The 20,466-nt window shown below is 46.3% G+C and carries 18 protein-coding genes; 8 read left to right on the forward strand and 10 right to left on the reverse strand.

All coding sequences use genetic code 11. The features are described from left to right. Positions 1-6: 6 nt before the first annotated feature. The 5 genes from OOK74_RS11920 to OOK74_RS11940 are packed head-to-tail and all read right to left on the reverse strand — an operon-like array spanning position 7 to position 5,641. Positions 7-633 (reverse strand): dual specificity protein phosphatase family protein, encoded by a 627-nt coding sequence (locus OOK74_RS11920; RefSeq protein WP_274723021.1) that lies wholly within the window; start codon positions 631-633, stop codon positions 7-9. Continuing rightward, on the reverse strand, positions 623-1,447 hold the full coding sequence (locus tag OOK74_RS11925; protein ID WP_278183449.1) for an inositol monophosphatase family protein: 825 nt from the start codon (positions 1,445-1,447) through the stop codon (positions 623-625). Before OOK74_RS11925 ends, OOK74_RS11920 begins: the two co-directional genes overlap by 11 nt. Before the next feature lie 53 nt (positions 1,448-1,500). Next, positions 1,501-2,610, reverse strand: coding sequence for an ABC transporter substrate-binding protein (locus OOK74_RS11930; RefSeq protein ID WP_278183450.1), 1,110 nt, complete (start codon positions 2,608-2,610; stop codon positions 1,501-1,503). Positions 2,611-2,649: 39 nt separating this feature from the next. Next, positions 2,650-3,813 (reverse strand): ABC transporter ATP-binding protein, encoded by a 1,164-nt coding sequence (locus OOK74_RS11935; RefSeq protein WP_274723018.1) that lies wholly within the window; start codon positions 3,811-3,813, stop codon positions 2,650-2,652. A 1-nt stretch (position 3,814) separates the two neighbouring features. Then, a complete protein-coding gene (locus OOK74_RS11940) occupies positions 3,815-5,641 on the reverse strand; it encodes an ABC transporter permease (protein WP_278183451.1) in 1,827 nt (608 codons plus the stop codon). 186 nt (positions 5,642-5,827) lie between these two features. Here OOK74_RS11940 and OOK74_RS11945 point away from each other — a divergent pair, with 186 nt between their 5' ends. The 3 genes from OOK74_RS11945 (at position 5,828) to OOK74_RS11955 (ending at position 9,483) form a co-directional block, all read left to right on the forward strand. Further along, positions 5,828-7,372, forward strand: coding sequence for a histidine-type phosphatase (locus OOK74_RS11945; protein ID WP_277206953.1), 1,545 nt, complete (start codon positions 5,828-5,830; stop codon positions 7,370-7,372). A gap of 149 nt (positions 7,373-7,521) precedes the next feature. Further along, entirely contained in the window at positions 7,522-8,448 is a 927-nt protein-coding gene (locus OOK74_RS11950) for a porin (RefSeq protein ID WP_278183452.1), read from the forward strand. Positions 8,449-8,691: 243 nt separating this feature from the next. After that, entirely contained in the window at positions 8,692-9,483 is a 792-nt protein-coding gene (locus OOK74_RS11955; RefSeq protein ID WP_277206956.1) for a M48 family metallopeptidase, read from the forward strand. Between the two features lie 97 nt (positions 9,484-9,580). Here the strand turns inward: OOK74_RS11955 and OOK74_RS11960 are convergent, their stop codons facing one another. Together OOK74_RS11960 and OOK74_RS11965 are read right to left on the reverse strand one after the other, a co-directional pair. After that, the gene (locus OOK74_RS11960) at positions 9,581-10,060 is read right to left on the reverse strand and encodes an RNA-binding S4 domain-containing protein (RefSeq protein WP_278183453.1); all 480 of its coding nucleotides are present in this window, start codon (positions 10,058-10,060) and stop codon (positions 9,581-9,583) included. A gap of 198 nt (positions 10,061-10,258) precedes the next feature. Beyond that, positions 10,259-10,801, reverse strand: coding sequence for a DUF3332 domain-containing protein (locus OOK74_RS11965; RefSeq protein ID WP_274723012.1), 543 nt, complete (start codon positions 10,799-10,801; stop codon positions 10,259-10,261). Between the two features lie 352 nt (positions 10,802-11,153). Between OOK74_RS11965 and OOK74_RS11970 the strand changes: the two genes are divergently transcribed. Beyond that, positions 11,154-12,389, forward strand: a complete 1,236-nt coding sequence (locus OOK74_RS11970; protein WP_278183454.1) for an L-lactate MFS transporter — start codon at positions 11,154-11,156, stop codon at positions 12,387-12,389. Between the two features lie 112 nt (positions 12,390-12,501). Here the strand turns inward: OOK74_RS11970 and OOK74_RS11975 are convergent, their stop codons facing one another. Further along, entirely contained in the window at positions 12,502-12,693 is a 192-nt protein-coding gene (locus OOK74_RS11975) for a YgaP family membrane protein (protein ID WP_278183455.1), read from the reverse strand. 211 nt (positions 12,694-12,904) lie between these two features. On the opposite strand from OOK74_RS11975, the gene OOK74_RS11980 reads away from it, so the two are divergent. Continuing rightward, the gene (locus OOK74_RS11980) at positions 12,905-13,909 is read left to right on the forward strand and encodes an efflux RND transporter periplasmic adaptor subunit (protein ID WP_274723009.1); all 1,005 of its coding nucleotides are present in this window, start codon (positions 12,905-12,907) and stop codon (positions 13,907-13,909) included. A 1-nt stretch (position 13,910) separates the two neighbouring features. Continuing rightward, entirely contained in the window at positions 13,911-17,072 is a 3,162-nt protein-coding gene (locus OOK74_RS11985; protein WP_278183456.1) for an efflux RND transporter permease subunit, read from the forward strand. A gap of 71 nt (positions 17,073-17,143) precedes the next feature. Here the strand turns inward: OOK74_RS11985 and OOK74_RS11990 are convergent, their stop codons facing one another. Together OOK74_RS11990 and OOK74_RS11995 are read right to left on the reverse strand one after the other, a co-directional pair. Next, the gene (locus tag OOK74_RS11990; RefSeq protein WP_278183457.1) at positions 17,144-17,941 is read right to left on the reverse strand and encodes an EAL domain-containing protein; all 798 of its coding nucleotides are present in this window, start codon (positions 17,939-17,941) and stop codon (positions 17,144-17,146) included. Positions 17,942-18,302: 361 nt separating this feature from the next. Continuing rightward, positions 18,303-18,938 (reverse strand): hypothetical protein, encoded by a 636-nt coding sequence (locus OOK74_RS11995; protein ID WP_274723006.1) that lies wholly within the window; start codon positions 18,936-18,938, stop codon positions 18,303-18,305. 309 nt (positions 18,939-19,247) lie between these two features. Here OOK74_RS11995 and OOK74_RS12000 point away from each other — a divergent pair, with 309 nt between their 5' ends. Then, the gene (locus OOK74_RS12000; RefSeq protein WP_278183458.1) at positions 19,248-19,793 is read left to right on the forward strand and encodes a cytochrome b; all 546 of its coding nucleotides are present in this window, start codon (positions 19,248-19,250) and stop codon (positions 19,791-19,793) included. After that, the gene (locus OOK74_RS12005) at positions 19,790-20,359 is read left to right on the forward strand and encodes a YceI family protein (protein WP_274723004.1); all 570 of its coding nucleotides are present in this window, start codon (positions 19,790-19,792) and stop codon (positions 20,357-20,359) included. The genes OOK74_RS12000 and OOK74_RS12005 overlap by 4 nt, the downstream gene beginning before the upstream one ends. The last annotated feature ends 107 nt before the right edge of the window (positions 20,360-20,466 follow it).

The following is a 20,466-nucleotide window of genomic DNA, read 5'->3' on the forward strand; positions in this document are numbered from 1 at the left end:
AAATCCTTATTTATCGATATGGTGTCCAAAGCCAGCCGCGCGCAATAATTTTTCCATTTCGATCGCTTGCTGTGCCAGCTCAATTAACATCGGCTTTGGCGTTTCAAACCATTCATCTGGGTGTAATTGGCGTTTATCGCGAATGTGCTGAATGGCTGAGTCTAGCGTGGGAAATTTCTCTGGCCACTCTAAATGTAGAAATACTGCTACTATGGTCACAGAGCGGCTTCTGCCGCCACGACAATTGACCAAAATATTGCCTTTTTGGCGCACCTTGTAGGATGGTTTCACTGGGATCTGCTGGCTGAGACTTGAGCGCATCAGATGGTAGCCGGCGAGCACCATCGCTTGTGGATTACCCGCGCCATCAATCAATCCGATCTTGTAATAGCGGATCGGGGCTGCGCCAAAAGCTTGCAAACCTGCGCTATGCTGCTCATCCAATTCGGTGACCAGATCAATGTCTAAATTGACCGCACAGTTGATCACGGTGCTAATGTTGTGCTGTTGCAGCAACTGGGCATCACTTGCGCCGGTTGAGCCACCAATGTAAATATCCACGCCCCAATGGGGAATATTGCTGGCGATTAAGCTAATCGGTGGGCGAGGGTAGTGAGGGCGATTATTGGCCATGTGGGTTCTCTATTTCAGTCGCAGGTTTAAGGGGGATGTGGGTCGCTTGTGACAGTGTCGCGGCGACCGATGGCGCGGCCGCGAGGATCGCGCCACCTTGGATAATATCCGCAGGGCGGCTTGGGAATTGACCAATGCGTCCGCCCGATTCTTCAACCAGCAGTAAACCGGCGAGGCAATCCCATGCGTTCATATGCAGTTCGGCATAACCATCGGTGCGCCCTTCGGCGACCCAAGCTAGCGCTAATGCGCCAGAGCCACTGCGCCGAATATTGGCACCACTGGCTAATAGTGCGGTATAGGTATCAAGGTAGCGCTGTTGCGTCACGCGATTCGACCAGCCAAGTTCTAACGAAGTAGCCTGTAATGGTGTGTTGGCGACGTGGATTGGTTGGCCATTTTTCTCGGCGTAACCGTTTTTGCGGGTTAAATACAGCTCCTGCGTAACCGGATTATAAATGCCACCAAGCAGAGTGATGCCCTGTTCGACGAAGGCGATCACTACACAGAAATGGCCAATCCCGCGCGCAAAATTCGCAGTACCATCAATAGGATCGATGATCCACAGCCGTGTATGACCATCATCGCCACCGGACTCTTCACCTAAAATGCCATCTTCTGGAAAGCGGGTTTGCAATTGGTGACGGATATATTGCTCAACCAGCAGATCCGACTCGGTCAAAAAATCTTGCGCACTTTTGAGAGAATAACAGTTTGGATCGCGGGAGTTAAAATGGCTGAGTGCCAGTTCACCGGCTTGGAGTAACAGCTGTTTGAGCGTGATTTCTCGCGCTTGTAAGTCAAATTCGTTCAAAAAAGTTGTCCTATACAGCTGCGTAGCACTGGCTACGCAGCAAATAAAAAAGGTTAGCGTTGGTAGTTAAGGCTCCAAAGATCCATCCAATCCTGACGCATTTCCCAGTCTGATTTCGCGGTTGCGGTTTTGTACTGCATCAGTTGGTCGCGATATTGCTCGATGCCGGAGACATCTTCGCTTGGCAGACTGACTTTGAGATTGGAGGACATTTTGCCATCCACACCTTGCGCCTTGATCCCTTCCGCAGTCAGCAGGTAATGGATAAACAGCTTAGATGCGTTTGGACTGTTGGTTTGCGTGGTGATCACCCCTGGGGTTGGGTATAAGCTGCCAATAAAAGGTTGCATACCACTACAGATGCCAAGCTTCATGCCGTTTTGATTATCACGAAATTTTGCGGTACTGATCAGGCCGACAAAACTGCTTTTGGCATCTGGCGCTCCGATCGCTTGCGCGGCATCACCATCGGATTTGGTAAGCAATGGACCATTGTTGGCTAAACGTTTGACAAACTCTGCGGTGGCCGAGGCTTGATCGGTGGTTAGCGGCTTGCCATAGCGGTCTTGGTAAGCTTGTGCCATTTGAGCATCATAGTGCGTGGCCAATTGGTTAAAGGTGTCCGAATAGAGCGGTTTAATGAGCGGATCTTGCATGGCAATTTTATTGCGCCATTGCGGCTCGGTTAATTGCCAAATATTGCTGATCGGGCAGGTGGTATATTCAGCGGTGTTATAAGCCCAGATATTAGGCGAGAGGACCACACTGAGCGGCGCGCGGTATTCTGGATCAATATCTTGCTGCATATCCGCCGGAACCCAACTTTGTACATAGCCCTTATCCAGCAGTTGTACTTGAGTGGCGGGTGCGTCTTCAATCAGGGCGACATCCGCTTTGACATTGTTGGCCTGTGCTTCGCGGCTGATGATTTCAATGATTTGTGGTGATTTCGCTTTGATACCGAGCGCTTTGACACCGTATTTGGCGGTAAAATCTTTCGCCTGTTGGACAATTTTGCCAGTCGGAGCATAGACGGTAATCGTCTCTTCTTGCTGGGCGGCGGCAATCATCGCTGATAAATCCAACGTTTCCGTTGTATGGGCATTGAGAGAAAGGCTTGCCGTTACCACAGTGAGCGCAAGCAAATTGTATTTCATTTCCATATCATTTCCTTTATGGGTATGGTCTAGAGTTGGGTTTAGTTATGCTAAAGCGGCATAGCCAATCGTGGTGTTGCGTTTCATCGGTTGTGAGAGCGTGGGTGACAGTTCCACTCTTACTCCGCTTGGGTCAAAAAAATGCAGGGCGTGATCGGGCAATTCGGCGTACACCTGCTGCCCGGCTTGGTAATTTGGTCGCACTTGGGTTGAATGACATAGGCGATCGTGCCCTGCAACCAGCTCTACCACCCAACTGCCTCCGGTTGGGATGATGGATTCAACACTCATTGCAATGCTGCCGAGCGTTTTTTCGCGGTGCACGATAACGGCTTCAGGTCGAATGCCGCAGTGCTGCGCTTGGTCAAGATCACGATAGCGCTGATGGAGTTGACGTCTCACTTCGCTGTGATTGAGCACGGTTTGTTCGGCCAGCGGTGAACTAAACTGACTAACCTCCAGCATGTTTAGCTTCGGTGTGCCAATAAACTCGGCCACGAAACGGTTGGCAGGTGAAGAGTAGATCTCATCCGGTGAGCCGACTTGCTGTAATTCACCTTCACTCATCACCGCGATGGTGGTGGCTAATGTCATCGCTTCCCACTGATCATGGCTAACAAAGACAATTGTGGTACCAAACGTTTGGTGGATACGGCGCAGTTCCGCGCGCATTTCTAAGCGCAGTGCGGCATCCAAGTTAGATAACGGCTCATCCAATAACAGCACTCCCGGATTAACCGCCAGCATGCGCGCTAACGCTACCCGCTGTTGTTGTCCGCCAGAAAGCTGAGAGGGATAGCGATGGGCATACTGATCAATGCGCAGTTTTTCCATCACATCTAAGCAGCGCGCTCGCCGTTCTTGCTTAGGTAATTTTTTCAGCTTCAAACCAAATTCAACATTTTGTTCCACCGTCATATGTGGCCACAATGCGTAGCTTTGAAACACAAGCCCAAGCCCCCGTTTTTCTGGCGGGATAAAGCAGCCGCTGGCGACCGAATCCATGATGCGGCCATCAATTGCAATATGGCCGCCGGTGGTGTGTTCGATGCCGGCGATCATGCGTAAAATGGTGGTTTTCCCGCAGCCGGATGGGCCGAGTAAGCACATAAAATCGCCGTGATTAACCGTCAGATCGAGTGCTTTTACCGCTGCCGTGCTGGCACCCGGATAGATTTTGTTCAGTTTAGATAAAGTAATGGTCGGCATATTAACTCTCCAATCCTTGAGCCAGGCCAGTGCCTGAAATGCGTTGGATCAAAATGGTTCCTCCCCATGCCACCAGAGCAATGATCAGCACTACAGCATTGGCGGCTTGGTCGTAGTTGTAGTCAATCAATCTGAGTGAATAGGTGGTGAGGACGTCGGTGGCTGGAATGGCGAGAATAATAAATAGACTCACCCCTTTAATTCCGGAAATAAAGGGCAATAAGATGCCAGTTGCTAATGGTGCGGCTTGAATTGGGATAATAATATGGGTTAAACGGCTCAGCCAGTTTGCCCCCGCAATGCGCGCCGCTTCTTCCGGCTCTTTACCTAACTGAGCCATAGCGGCGATACCGGATCGACTTGCAAACGGCATCTGCTCGGCGATCAGCGCGATAATTAATAAGATCGGCATGCCATACAGGGCAGGGATTGGGCCGCGGCTGACCGCGAACAGCGATAAAAACGCGGCGGCAAAGGCAATTCCGGGTACCAAATAAGGCATAAAGGTGACTTGTTTGAGGCATTGTCCCATCCATGGCAAGCCACACCGCAGCACCGCATAACCGACCAATAAACCCAGTACACCAGAGACCAGTGACGCGCTACCTACAATCATCACCGTGTTCCAAGCTGCATCCCAAAATTCCTGTGTTAATAAAATCCCTTGATGCATGGCTAAGGTGTCAAGATTTTCGCCAATCCAATAATCGAAGGTGAAATTTTCGAGAGTAAAGCGCCCCGGCAAAACCATAATGGTCGACATAAATAGAGTCAGCAGGGGAATGGCGACGCCAATCATCACAAACAGAGTGGCGAGACTGCTCGCGGGTAGGCGCATCAAACCGAGTCGATTGAGACGATCCATTTGTCCTTTACCGCCGACGGTGACAAATCGACGCGCTTCTTTCATCATTCGAATATCGATCAGTAAGGTGACGATGCCAATCAGCATAATCACTAAGGCGACCATGGCGGCCACGCCGCTTTGGCGAGAGTCTAATGCACGATAAAGGGTGGTCGATAAGGTGTTGAAATTGATCGGTAGCCCGAGAATATAAGGCACGGCAAATTCACCAATGCAATCAGCAAAGATCAGTAGCGCGGAAGAGAGCAAGGCTGGGCGCACGAGCGGCAGTACAATCTTTAACGAGATGGTTTTGCGATCCGCACCTAGGATACGAGCGCAATCCTCTAATTGTGAATCTAAGCGACGTAGCGCATTGCCGACAATCAGGATCACCAGCGGTATATAGTGGATAACTAAGATCACAATCATAGGAAACAGGCCATAAGCCAACCAGTCTGGGGTGGCGATGCCCATTGCTTCTAGCCAACCGGGCTGGCCGCCGACGATATGATTTTTAAAAATCGTGGTCCAGGCAAGGGCAAATGTCCATGATGGCAGCATAAAGGGAACAATTAATGCTGTAGCAAACCATTTCCGACCGAACATATCGGTGCGATTAATTAACCACGCTAGTGTGACACCAAAAACGAGTGCAAAAAATACCGTTACGCTGGCCATGGTTAAAGTGTGTTGCAATGGCTGCCATAATAATAAGGCTGACATTGGTGATGTCATCAGTCGTGAGAAATAATAATCGGTTATTTCTCCTTCCATTTGCTGCGTACGCATTTCATCACCAGGATGAACAATGAATGCATCAATCGCGATTGATAATACTGGGGCAACAATTAAATAGGCAAAAAATAGCAATAGCAGGAATGCTAATATATTGGCTGGTTCATGGCGCATTATTGCCGCGCGATGTTTCATCCGCTTAAAAATACTGATTGGCACCGAAGTGGGATGGGTGGTTTCTAACACAATGCTTTCCATTTCGTTTATTTGATGGTGTTAGCCTAGTTAAATAAAATGACAGTTAGATGAACCTTTTGCACATAGGTGCAAAAAAGTCGATATTGAAATAGATATGTCATAAAGCAAAGTTAAGGTTCGTGCTGTCTCTTCTTGAATGAAGGGCATCCATTCATTCGATACTAAGGAATAGTAATGACACGACACACTCTTATTGCATCATCGATCATTGCCGCGTTGAGCTGTGGTATGAGCGCGATGGTAACAGCAGCAAACGCTTCCGGATCTTATCAGTACAGCAGTAAGGCGATTTACGCCGCCCAACAAGATGCTGCGACTTATGAAGCTGCACCAGCGGGTTATCAAGTGGTTTATTCACAATTGGTTGAACGCCATGGTGCCCGTGCACTCTCTAGCCCTAAATACGATATTTTGAGCAAGCAAGTTTGGGAGTTAGCCAAGCAACGTGGTCAACTGACCGAACTGGGCAAAAAGCTTGGGCCAGCGATTGATCAAGTGATCGCCGCTAACCAAAAATTGGGTTATGGCTTGTTAACCAAGATCGGTGAAGAGGAGCCTGCGGGTATTGCGACTCGTATGGCACAGCGTCTGAATTCGATCCTGAGTCAGGATGCCAATCAGCCAGTTTGCATTCAGGTGCAAACCTCTGGTAAAGAGCGCGCCAACCAAACCGCACACTATTTCATGCAAACCTTGGCGCAAGATGTCGCTTATGTGAATGATAACGCGGCACAATGCTATCAGGCGCAAACTGAGCCTGAGTCGATCGATAAGCAGTTGGTTAATCCGTATGAGCTGTATTTCCACAAGAAAGATCCAGCGAAGAGTGCCGATTATAAGCAATACGCAGCCAACTTTGCAGCCTACGAAAAGTTCCAAGATTCCGACCAATTGGATGACACGCTCGATGCACTGGCGGAGTTACCGCAAACCAAACAGCTGTCTCGCCAGATGTTAGAGCGGATTTATACCAAACCGTTTGTTGATTTTTTAGAAAACGAAGTTTCGCGTGATAAAAAATGCGATCTCAGCCAAGAGAATTGCATTAAAACCAATACTCGCCAGCCGGGTGAAAAAGAAGATGATTGGAAGTATGTGCAAAGTGAAGTCGATGCCGCTTCAATGCTATACAACTTATTCATCATTGGCCCTGGTATGTTGCGTGAAGCGCAAGCCCAAGGTGCAGCATGGAATTTAGAGCAGTTTATTACTCCTGAAGAGTCTGCTTGGTTCTCTTATCAATCGGATGCCGAAGATTTTTATGAGAAAGGGCCGAGCTTTGCGAATGGTCATGGCGTAACCTATAACATTGCTAAGCCACTGTTAAAAGACATGTTTAATCAAGTTGAAGCGGTAGCCAATGGCCAGCAAGCTTATCCACATGTTGCCAAATTGCGTTTCGCCCATGCTGAGCAGATCATGCCGTTAGCCGCACTGCTTAAAGTCACCGGTAGCACGCAACAGGCCGATCCTAATATTCTGTATAGTCAGCAAAATAACGAATGGCGCGGTGGTTGGGTTACGCCTTATTCTGCCAATATTCAGTGGGATGTGTACAAAAACAGCGCTAATGGTAGCGAAACATTAGTGAAAATGTTTTACAACGAAAAAGAGATCGCTTTTAAAGCTGGCTGTGCGGTTTATCCCGGTACGCAATATTTTTACAGCTTAACTGAGCTTAAACGCTGTTATAGCGCAGAGCTTATGGCAACTAATTAATCATTGATTTAATGATGGCTGATGTGATCAATTAAAACTTTTACTCAATAAAAAACTTTTAATTAAAGGTAATGGCGAATTTCACTTAAATAAATTTAAGTGAGAAGCGATTGCCTGCGCGTAAAACTGCATTTAATATGGAAATGAAAATGAAATTTGTTAAAACTGCTTTAGCTCTTGGATTAATGTCAACCACCGTTCAAGCGGTGACTTTAGTTGAAAATAAAGGTATTAGCTTTGATATTAAGGGTGATTTGCAAATACAGTTGCAAAAAGATAATGACAAATACCAAGATGCCCAGTTCAATTTTGATTCTTTAGAACTCACCAATATTATCTCCTATGAAGTTAATCAAGATTTGACCATGTTTGGTGAGCTAGGGTTTGATTTTGCTGATGCCGCTAATAAGTCTGAAGACAGTGTTGAATTGAGTAATGCGCTGGTTGGTTTTGAATATCGCAATGTGTTACTGACATTGGGCAAGCAAGATTATGCCTCGGATGAGTTTGGTATTGCTGAAGATTATGAAATGGCTTCTGACGATGTGGCTTTTCCTGAAGATGAAGGCAAAAATGTTATTTTGTTGAAAATGGATTTTAAACCATTTGAACTGATCCTCTCGACCGACTTACCTGTTAAAAACAAAGACAACGAAACCACGCGATCATTTGATGCCTTTGCAGCGGTCGAGGTTTGGGATTTTGAACTAGCAGCTGCTTATCAAAATTTTGTCGATGAAGGGGATAAATTCCAAACTTATGGCCTGAGTGTGGCTTATGATGCTGGATTTGCGCTATTTGCTGCCGATTATTCACAAACCAAAGACGATGCAGAAGACGCCACCTTTAAAGTGTACAACTTAGCCACGCTGTTTAGCGTGAGCGATTCAATTGATATCGCACTGGGTTACGTGAGCAACAAACAAGAGTCAGAGTCAGAAATCAAGGAGTGGTATGCCAATGCCACTTACTATGTGCCTAATTTCAAACGGTTAAGCGTATTCTCTGAAATCTCTCATACCAATGGTGATGATGCCGAGCTGGCTTATTTGGCTGGGGTACAAATGAAGTTTTAATGTTTGATCAGCACTAAATTGATCGCACCGCGCTGGCGACGATTCGTGAGCGCGGTGCTTTGTATTATCGCCAGTCGATCCTGATCGCGAGCGACTCTGAGCGAACGCACAGATCCGGATCATTCCCCACTTTTGATGAACAATTTTATCACTAACCGTGTGATTTTAGCTTTAAGTTAGTGCGTTGTAACATTATGCTTTCCTAGGATTAACATTTATTGTCGTGAACTTAAGGAGCATTTCATGCACCAGACTCGCTTGATACTGGCTTTATTGATAGCGGTTGGCTTAATCGCTTGCGCTGCATCGCCAACCGGAAGAAATCAATTATTGCTGTTTTCTGAACAGGATATGAGCCAGCTTGGCGTACAATCTTTTGCTGAGATGAAAAAGCAAACTCCAGTTAGCCAACAAGCTAAAACCAATGCTTACGTTCAGTGTGTGGCCAATGCAATTGTGGCGCAGGTTCCCAAACAACCCAGTTTTGCACAGTGGGAAGTGGTGGTGTTTGAAAGCGATCAAGTGAATGCCTTTGCCCTACCTGGTGGCAAAATTGGTGTTTATACCGGACTGCTTAACGTGGCGGTCAACCAAGATCAATTAGCAACGGTGATTGGCCATGAAGTGGCACATGTATTATCCAATCACAGTAATGAGCGTTTATCACAATCGCAGATCGCCAATGCCGGATTGCAACTGACCGATATTGCATTAGGCGCATCGGAATATAGCCAATACCGTAACGTAACGATGGCCGCGTTAGGGGTAGGGGTGCAATATGGGGTGATTTTACCTTATGGGCGCAGCCAAGAATCAGAAGCGGATGTGTTAGGGCTTGCGCTAATGGCCAAAGCAGGATTTGATCCTAATCAGAGTATTGAATTGTGGAAAAATATGGCGAAAGCTTCAGGAGGCCAGCAGCCTCCGGAATTGTTATCGACCCATCCATCTCACAGCACACGGATTGCCGATCTCACACGAACAATTGCGACACTTCCGGTTTATCAAGCCCATCCCGCCCGCTGTGTGAGGTAATCATTATTTGACCATTGAGCCAGAGTGATCTCTGGCTCATGATCAATGTCACCGGTTCAGGATAAAAGGCACAGCGTCACATTAACATGGCGAATGATTAAAAAAGGCGAATCGCGCTACGCCCAGATGATGACGGCTTATCATCATGGTTTTTTTGCGGTTTTTTTGGCTTAGTGTTGGCTTTAGGGTTCGCCGTGTTGGATGTTTTCTGCTTTGGTTTGCGGCTCGGTTTAGCCTTGGCTGGCAACGATGGGTGAGTTTGCTTGGCCTGCTTCGGTTCGACCGCAACCTTGCTGATAGACGCTTCAGTGACTGGCGCATCACAAATCACTAAATAAAACTCTTGGTTAAATTCAATTAAATCACCATCAAACACTTTACAACGTTTGCGAGTTTCGACTTCACCATTGACCCATACATAACCTTCGCTGATCACATGCTTGGCTTCACCGCCTCCGCTGACGGCGCTTGCGATTTTGAGCACTTTATACAGTTCAATCGGTTGATTAGAAACTTCCACACCAATCGCTTCAATTTCGATTTCGTGATCTGCTGGGGGTAATGCTGCGTCTGTCATGACTGGTCTCTCAAAAAATTTTTCGCAGTCTAGCATATTGTGGCGCGGCATAGCGCACTTTGCATGAGCGCTAAATCATTTTTCCTTGGCCGTGGATTTTGGCGAGCGAGAGCGGAAAGGAAATAACCTCGCCATGTGCGAGGTTATGCGTTGTCTGATCAGCCAGAATGGTGTTGATTATGACTGGCGATCGAACGATCAGATATGGTTAGCCGCGATGTAGGCATCCAATTCTTGATGGTTAACTACGGTCAGCAGTTCGCCATCGAGATAAAATGCCACGTCATCTTGGTTTTTTTCGCCACGCAACACTTTGCGTGAACCGTCGATATAAGTCACTTCCATCTGCAAGGTTTGTGGATCCAGTTGCTGCATGGTGGCTTTTTCGATTGGCAAAACTTGCGTTTGCAAAGGAGCTTCGGTCAAAGAGCGATCCAATTGATCATTCACTTTAAAGATAGCTTTAGCTGGCAGATCAACTACTGCAGGTGATTTACCAGAAATTGGGTTTTTGCCGGTCCAAAATTCAATTGAGTTGAAAATAAACAGGTCGGCAGTACTCGCGATGCCATATACCGGAGAAAGCAGCAAGAATAGACCTTCACGTGCATAACGGTTATCGACAACTTCCAAGTTGAACTTGTTGACCAATCCAGTGGTTGCCATTTGTCCCATACAGCCAGTCAGGGAAGTTACACCTAATCCGGCCACTAGTGCCATTTTTAATAGTTGCTGATTCATATCATCTCTACGCGGTTGAAAAAAACGAGCCATGATAGAGTTTTTTCTCAGTTTTGGAAGAAAATAAACGCAGAATTAACCATATTTTCACGCAGTGCTGTGGATGGGTTTTTACCCATTTAATCGCGTAATGGTTGGATACAATTGGCTAACATTGGGTTGTGATTAGCCGCGGGATTTTTGTCACGAATAAGAGTTTTTTATCGGTAAACAAAAAGTAATTCCAATCATCAAGCGATTGGCTATAATCCGCGTACTTTGTCAAAAGCGTTGAATTTTGCAAAGTAATTTTGAACAAATACCGATAACCGATGGGTTGTCTATTCTAATTTTTGACTGAGTATCACAAACAATGAGCAAGATTGATAAAGCTATGCGCATTCTGCTGGCGGGTTTCTGTATCAACCTTTGTCTTGGCATTCTTTATGCCTGGAGCGTATTTAATAAAGCCCTTGTTACTGACTTTGGTTGGAGTGCAACGGATGCTTCTTCACCTTATGCGATTGCGACAATTGCTTTTTCTGTCTGCCTGTTAGTTGCGGGGGTTTTGCAAGATCGAATGGGGCCTCGTAACATCCTAATTTTAGGTACAACCTTAACCGGTCTTGGCATGATTGCATCTGGTTTTGCTTCTTCAGTATTGATGCTGAATATCACTTTTGGGGTGATTACCGGTGCGGGGATTGGTTTTGGCTATGCTTGCTTATCACCGTCGGCGATGAAATGGTTCCACTCGAGTAAGAAAGGTATGGTTAACGGCTTGATTGCCGCAGGTTTTGGTTTGGCGGCGATTTATCTTGCGCCTCTGACCTCAACCTTGATCACTCATTTAGGCATCCAAACTAGCTTTATGATCTTGGGTGCTGGAGTGTTGGTGATCGCAGTACCACTGGCTTGCACAATTAACAACCCACCGGAAGGTTACCAACCGGCGGCACCGAAATTGAAAGACGGTCAATCCGCTAAAGTGGTGGCCGATGCGGTAAATCTTAACTGGAAAGCGATGCTAAAAACGCCACAGTTTTATACCTTATGGGTGATGTACGCGCTGGCTGCTTCAGTTGGTTTGATGATCATTGGTAACATCACCAATATTGCAAGTGTGCAGGCAAGCTTGCCAAATGCTGTTTATCTGGCATCGATCTTGGCGATTTTTAACTCCGGTGGCCGTGTCGCTGCGGGAATGCTATCGGATAAAATTGGTGGAGTGCGCACTCTGTTGCTGGCTTTCTTATTGCAAGGCATCAACATGGTACTGTTCGCCACATTTGATTCAGAATTCACCTTGATCATTGGTACCGCGATTGCGGCGGTTGGTTACGGTACGTTATTGGCGGTTTTCCCATCGATTACTGCGGAGTTTTATGGCCTGAAAAACTACGGTACCAATTACGGTGTGCTGTATACCTCGTGGGGTATCGGTGGTGCGATTGGCGCGGCTGTGGTGGGTTATTCAATGACGCATGGCGGTGGCTATGATGTAGCGTACATTATCTCTGCGAGTATGATGGCGGTGTGTATTGTTTTAGCGTTCATCACCAAGCCGATTTCAGCTGCAAAACTGGCTCAGTTACAAACTAACGCGTAATTGATCGTTTTTGATTGCTCTTTTCTAAGCGGTTGACCGAGGTCAGCCGCTTAAGTTTAATCTCATATCACCGTTTAATCTCACATCACGATCGCAAGATCGCTGCAAAACACTATTGAGCATCGAGCCCTAATTTCTTCAACAGTAATACTGCAGGGCAAAATCCAGTAAATGCGCTTTGGATCAGGTTGATGCCGACCAAGACAGTCAACCATAAAAATTGGCTATGTACCCACCAAGTCAAGATCACCGAGAGCAGAATCATACTGCCGGCTAATACTCTGACAGCGTTTTCAATCGTCATATTGTCACCTCATTGATGGTTTGGGCATGGCTCATAGGAGAATAGTCGATATTGGCTAGTTTTGTTCACCTCTTCACGTTGTTTGAGGATAACTGATTGATCCCAATCTAAAAGGCTTCAAAAATATCGTCACCAACAGAGTTATTAGACTAGTGTTATAAATAATAAACTTGAGAGGATGCTACTTGGTTGGCACAGGGTAAGGGAAAGGATGAAAGCATTAATATGCACTATTGGATTGCTATTGGCATGCTCCGTGTATGCGAACACTCAGTCAGAACCGCAGATCTTTGTGGTAAAAAAAGCGTCGTTTTCGCACCGGATTGAGTTCGATGGTGTAGTGCAGCCGGTCAATCAAGGCTCTTTGGCTGCACAAACCACTGGACGTGTGGTCGGAGTGTTTGTCGATGTCAATGATTGGGTCAAAAAAGATCAAGTGCTGTTAGAGATTACGGCGATCCAGCAATCTGCCGCATTACAAGCAACCCAAGCTCAGTTAGAGAGTGCCAAAGCGCAAAATAGTCAGGCACAAGCTCAGCTTAATCGCTATCGTCAACTGTTTCCTAAAGGTGCAATTTCTCAAGAGCAGATGGACTCTGCCGCTGCCCAAGCGGAGAGTAGTGAGGCGGCCGTTAGATCAGCACAGGCTGCGGTAGCACAAGCGAAAGAGTCGTTAGGCTATACCAATATTACCGCACCTTATGATGGTATCGTGACTCAGCGAATGGTCGAATTAGGTGAAACTGTTGCACCGGGTACACCATTGGTGAGTGGTTTTTCATTGGATGCACTGCGGGTTGAAATTGAAATTCCACAGCGTTATCAGCCGGTTGTGGCTAGCGTTGCACAGTTCACCGTGCGTACAGCACAAGGCGAGCGAATCAAACCCATTTCATTGAGTCTGTTCCGTTATGCCGATCCACAGTCGCATACCTTTAAAACTCGTCTTGAATTACCTGAAAAAACGCCAGCTTTAGTTCCTGGAATGTGGGTCAAAACTGAATTTGATCATGGTCAACATCAAATTTTGGTTGTTCCCCTCCATGCCGTAATACAGCGCGCAGAATTAACTGCCGTATATCGTATCACCGATGGGCAACGTTGGCTTAATCCTATTCGTGTCGGACAAATCTACGGTGATTATGTCGAAGTGTTAGCAGGGTTAGAACTGGGTGATGAAATCGTGATCGATGGCTTAAGCGTAAAAGGTGAATAACATGCAGACTCGACTTGGTATAGCGGGTCGCATTGCCGCCGCTTTTCAACACTCAGCGATGACCCCTCTGCTTGCCTTAGTGGGGTTGCTGATGGGCCTATTCGCGATAATCATCACTCCTAAAGAGGAAGAGCCACAAATCGATGTCACTTTTGCCGATGTATATATCCCTTTTCCCGGCGCGTCACCTCGTGAAGTAGAGAGTTTAGTGACAACACCTGCGGAACAAGTGATCTCTGCGATTGAGGGTATTGACAAAATTTACTCTTTCTCGCAACACGATGGGGCAGTGATTGTGGCAATTTTTAAAGTCGGAGTTTCACGCAATGACGCTGTGGTGCGGATCTATAACCAGCTCTATTCCAATAAAGATTGGATGCCACGAGGAGTTGGGGTAGGAGAGCCGATTATCAAGCCGAGAGGGATCGAAGATGTGCCGATTATCGCGATAACCTTGGCGGATAAAACGGGTCACTTCAATCAGCAGCAGTTAACTCAAGTGGCACATGGTTTGGAAACCGAGCTGAAACGTATCACTGGCACGCGTGATATTTATACCATTGGTGGACAAAACACCATTGTTGATGTGCGGCTTGATCCTACCAAAATGAACAGTTTTGGCATAACCATCGATCAGCTTAATCTGCATTTACCGACGGCCAATCAAAGCTCAACCATGCTGCGTTTAACTCACGATAACCAAGCATTTCCGCTGAAAATTGGCCAGTTTTTAACGCATATCGATCAAGTGAAACAGTTGGTGATCGGAGTACATCAGGGCAAACCGGTATATCTGGCCGATGTGGCATCCGTATCCTTTGGTATCAATACGCCCACTCAACACGTATGGACTGGAGATCGTGATGGTATTCATCCTGCCGTCACTATTGCCGTGGCGAAAAAAAATGGTGAAAACGCGGTGCAGGTGGCTAAAGCGGTGGAAGCACGTTTAGTTAGCCTTGAAAATCAATTGATCCCACAAGGGATTGAGGTCGAGATAACGCGCGACTATGGGCAAACTGCGGCTGACAAAAGCAATACTTTGATTGGCAAACTGGCTTTTGCCACCACGGCGGTCGTGGTGTTAGTGTTACTCACCATGGGTTGGCGTGAATCGATAGTGGTAGGGATGGCAATCATGGTCACTTTGATGATCACGCTGTTTGCTTCTTGGGCATGGGGCTTTACCCTTAACCGCGTGTCGTTGTTTGCGCTGATTTTTTCAATCGGTATCTTGGTTGATGATGCGATTGTGGTGGTCGAGAACATTCATCGCCATATGGCATTCGGCAAACACAGATTAACCGAATTGATCCCATCGGCCGTCGATGAAGTGGGCGGCCCAACCATACTTGCGACCTTAACCGTGATTGCTGCGCTGTTGCCGATGGCATTTGTCTCTGGATTAATGGGGCCGTACATGAGCCCGATCCCGATTAATGCTTCAATCGGGATGCTTATCTCGCTGGCGGTAGCGTTTGTACTTTCACCTTGGTTGGCGGGAAAGCTCCTTAAAGCGGTTAATCATCCGCAACAAGGTAGAGCCACCGATAGCCTATTTCACAAAATTATGTCGCCTTTTGTCACCGCACCAAAGCAGAGACGTAATCGACGATTTTTGCTGTTGACCATCTTGGCTTTGATTATCGGCTCGATACTGCTACCAATATTGCAAGTCGTAGTGCTAAAAATGTTGCCGTTTGATAACAAATCGGAATTTCAGATTGTGCTCGATATGCCAGAGGGTAGCGCACTAGAGAAAACCCAGCGGGTACTGTTTGAAATGGGGGCGGCGCTTAATCAAGTTCCCGAAGTCCGTGATTACCAAATCTACGCTGGCACCGCTGCTCCAATTAACTTCAATGGTTTAGTGCGCCACTATTTTATGCGCAGTCAATCCCATCAAGGCGATATTCAAGTGAATTTGTTGGGGCGTAAACAGCGCCACCGCGATAGTCATACCATTGCTCGCCAACTTCGACCACAGCTCAATCAGATTGCCCAGCGCTTTGGCGGCAAAGTGAAAGTAGTGGAAGTGCCGCCAGGACCACCGGTTTGGTCGCCGATTCTGGCTGAAGTGTATGGCCCAACGACGGAAATTCGTCACGCAGCCGCGCGTCAAGTGAGGGAGTTTTTCCGTCAAACTCAAGATATTGTTGATGTGGATATCTATCTGCCAGAGTTGCATCAACAATGGCAGGTGGTGATTGATCGCAGCAAAGCGGCGCTTTGGCAAGTACCGTATGCCTCGATTGTTGATACGCTTGCGACGGCTATCGGTGGTAAACCCATTACTTATCTACACAGTGAACATAGCAAATACCCCATCCCGATCCAGATCCAAGCCGCCGAGACTGCCAAGGTGCGCTTAGAGCAGGTGCTGAATATGAAAGTCAGCAGCCAAACCGGTGATGCTTATCGGCTCTCGGATCTTGTTGAAGTACGCCAAACCGGTATGGATGATTACCTAGTGCATAAAAACCTAGTGCCGATGGTGATGGTTGTCGGGGATATGGCTGGCGAGCTCGATAGCCCTTTATATGGCATGTTTGCTATTGGGCATGCACTTGATCAACAAATGGGGCTAGATCAGTATTACACCCAGCAACCGGATGGTTTAAGCGCGATAGCAGTAGCATGGGATGGGGAATGGACGGTCACCTACGAAACGTTCCGTGATATGGGAATCGCTTATGCTGTTGGTATGTTATTGATTTATTTATTAGTGGTTGCTCAGTTTAAATCTTACATCGTGCCGCTGATCATCATGGCGCCAATCCCATTAACGATTATTGGCGTAATGCCGGGTCATGCATTACTTGGAGCACAATTTACTGCCACTTCAATGATTGGAATGATTGCCTTAGCTGGGATCATCGTGCGCAATTCGATTTTGTTGGTTGATTTTATTAACCAACAATTCGAGTTAGGCAGTGAGTTATCTGAAGCGGTCATTCAGTCAGCGGCAGTAAGAGCCAAACCAATTATGCTCACGGGATTCGCTGCGATGATTGGCGCACTATTTATTCTTGATGATCCGATTTTTAATGGTCTGGCGATCAGTTTGATCTTTGGGATTTTCGTTTCTACGCTACTCACTTTAGTGGTGATACCAGTACTGTATTATGTCGTGATGCAGCAACGTTTAGCACGGAATAAATAGCCGCTTATACACACAAGCCAAGCAGATATTCAACATCCGCTTGGCTTGATAAGACAAAAACGTGCTCAATGCTAATTGGTATTGGCCACTTGTGCTGCTTGAGCGATCCCTTCTGGTAAACCAAGATAGTAACCTTGATACATATGAATATTCAGTTTGCGCATTGCTGCTAATTGTTCTGCCGTTTCTATGCCTTCAACCACGGTATCGGCACCAGAACTGCGGGCTAATTGCAGGCCGGTCAGTAATCCAGTGCAATTGCCGACCATGTAATCTAACAGCAGTTGGCGGTCTAATTTGATAATATTGGGTCGCAACATCGCCACTCGTGCTGGGGTGGAGGCTCGGCAACCAAAATCATCAATCGCAATTTGAAAACCACTCGCCGCCAATTGTGCAGTGGCAATCTGTAACCGTTGTTCATCACTCGATTCGACTTCAAGTAATTCCATCACTACCCGTTGATGTGGGATGTTCAATTTAGCCAGTTGGATCGCTAGTTGGCTGGTACTAATATTGCCGTCGGCAAATTGTTCACCCGCGATCGGTAATAGATTGAGAAACAAACGAGTATCTCGGTAGGCCGAAAGGTTAAAATTGCGAATGTGGATCGCTCGGCTAAGTCGTTCGACATTTAGCTTATCTTCGACCGCGAAGGCATCTGAATGGAAAAACAGATCCGGCCGTATTTGAGTCCGTTGCTGAGTATAAATCCGCACCAATGCTTCTGCACCAACCACCTGATGCTGTTTATCAAAAATAGGTTGAAAAACACTGCGTAGTGTTAAGCCGTTGTATCTTGGATAATACTCGCCATCTTCATCGTAATAGATGCTATCGAGAACGAGTCGTTTATCAGTTAGAACCATAACAATTCAGTATCCTTAGCCAAAAACAGCGTAACACTTCCCTGTACTCATACCTTTATCATTGGCATGTTATTAACCAAATATCGAATGTGTCAATCTGCGCATCATCCAATAGTATGAGACTGAGTTGTTGATGTGAGTGGTAAAGTACCTAGCCAAGTTGTAATTAAACAGTGCGTTGTTTTTATAATATCTTTAAATACATAGAGATAACACGCATACTAACGCTATGTATTGAGTTCGGTATTGATTATTATCATTTTTGTGCTAAATAACGACTCTAATGTATTGTATGCAAACGGTTTTAAAAAATTCGACTCACATCACCTTTGCATAAACTTAGTTATGCCATCGCGAATGATTAAACCCACTGTAACACCGCATAAAGTTGTACATACTTACGTACCCGTTGTTGATTTTTAGAGCGTTTAAGTGGATGACCAAACTTTATGTAGCAAGGCGTGATCTGGTAGTAGTGTTCCAAGGTTTGGGTTAATTGGGCATCACTTTCCTGTAATGCAATACCTTGGGCATGATATTCCTCCATTTCATCGGGCAATTGGCCAGTCCACCAGTGCAGTAATTCGCGGCTTTTTTGGCTGCGTCCCATCCAGTGATCATTGAGTAACAGTAATAAATCATTGGGTTGAGTAGCGTAGGCATACTCTTGCTGCCATTGACCAATATCGCGCATCAACTTAGTTCGGCACGCTTTGCCGGCGCTCATTAGGTGATGAGTGAGGATCCATACCGTACCGACGTCGCTGGACACCCGGAAATGGTGAGGAAGATCCCGTTGGTAGGTCGATTCCAATGCCGCGTATTCGCAAGCATGACCAAATTCACTTAATGTGCGCGCCAATCGTCTCGCAAAAGCCAAGCCTAAGTGATGTTCACTCATCCCTTGATTATGGATGGTCGGATAATGCTTCTCACAAAGCCGAAGGCAATCGACCTGAAATTCACTGATACTTTGCGTCACGATATCCAATAGCAAGATGTTGTTCTCCCTAACAAAAACCAAGCAAGATTAGCACAGTTACATTTTGTCACTAGTGGTAAACCGTGAGTTCTTGATCTCTGGCGCTTTTCTGAGTTGAAAATGGAAAAGGAATGTCGTCAATTTCGCATAAGATTGTGAATAGCAGGATGATCGGGATCGGTGTCATCACTTGTTCTAAAAATTTGATGGAGTTCTTCGGTTAGCTTGGCTAGGCACTAGGCAAGATCTGGTCAATACTCTTGATCAATACCAAGCGGCAACAATCCTCGTTGATCACTAGAATTTTATAAGAGCCAGCATGCAATGAATCAGTTAACTGTTCCACACTATAACCTTATCGCCCGTAGTCTGCATTGGATCTCTGCTTTGCTGGTGATCGCTCTGTTTGCGTTAGGGACGTGGATGATGGATCTCTCTTATTACAGTACGTGGTATCACATCGCACCGCAATGGCATAAATCAGTCGGTGTGTTACTGGTTGGATTAACATTGCTACGAGTGTTATGGAAGAGTGTGACGGCTTCTCCGCAAATTGATGGCGCGCAGTGGCAAAAAATCGCAGCAAAAAGTGCTCACCATTTGATGTATATCGGACTCTTAGTGTTGTTTGTATCTGGTTATCTTATTGCCACGGAAGATGGACGCGGGATTAACGTTTTTGATTGGTTTACTGTCCCAGGTGCTGGGGCGTTATTTGAACATCAAGCAGATCGAGCTGGTATCGTCCATTTGTACACTGCTTGGGGCTTAATCATCATGGCGGTGTTGCACGCCGCGGCGGCACTCAAACATCACTTTATTAACCGCGACAACACATTACGTAAAATGCTGACAGGAGTATCAAAATGAAAAATAGCCTTATAGCGATGGCCGTTACCGCCATGTTATCGACCCCATTGGCAGTGAATGCCGCAGACTATGTGATTGACACTAAAGGTGCACATGCTTCGATCAACTTTAAAGTCAGCCACTTAGGCTATAGCTATATCCAAGGCCGATTTAATACCTTTGATGGTGAGTTTAGTTATGATCCAGCCAATATTAGTGCAGCAAGTGTGAAGGTTAATGTGGATACTCGCAGTTTAGACTCCAACCATGCAGAGCGTGATAAACATATCCGCAGCGCGGATTTTATTGATGCGGCTAAATATTCAACCGCTACTTTTAACAGCAGCCAAGTGGTTGATAAAGGTAATGGTCAACTTGAGATCAACGGTAATTTAACCTTGCATGGTCAAACCAAACCGATCCAGATCGAGGCACAATTTATTGGTGCAGGACAAGATCCATGGGGTGGACAACGTGCTGGTTTTGTTGGGACGACCCGTCTTGAGCTACAGGATTTTGGTATTCAAGTTATGGGTGCTTCTAGCTATGTTGAATTAGAGCTGCACGTGGAAGGGGTGCAAAAATAATTGCGCTGCAACACATTTACTCATTGATTAGTTTAATAATGAACTCCGCTTAGTCATCAATAAACTTAGTGATGGTGAATCCACCAACCTGTTAGGTAACCATCCCC

It is taken from the genome of Vibrio misgurnus, from assembly GCF_029635775.1.
Classification (GTDB): Bacteria; Pseudomonadota; Gammaproteobacteria; order Enterobacterales; family Vibrionaceae; genus Vibrio; species Vibrio chanodichtyis.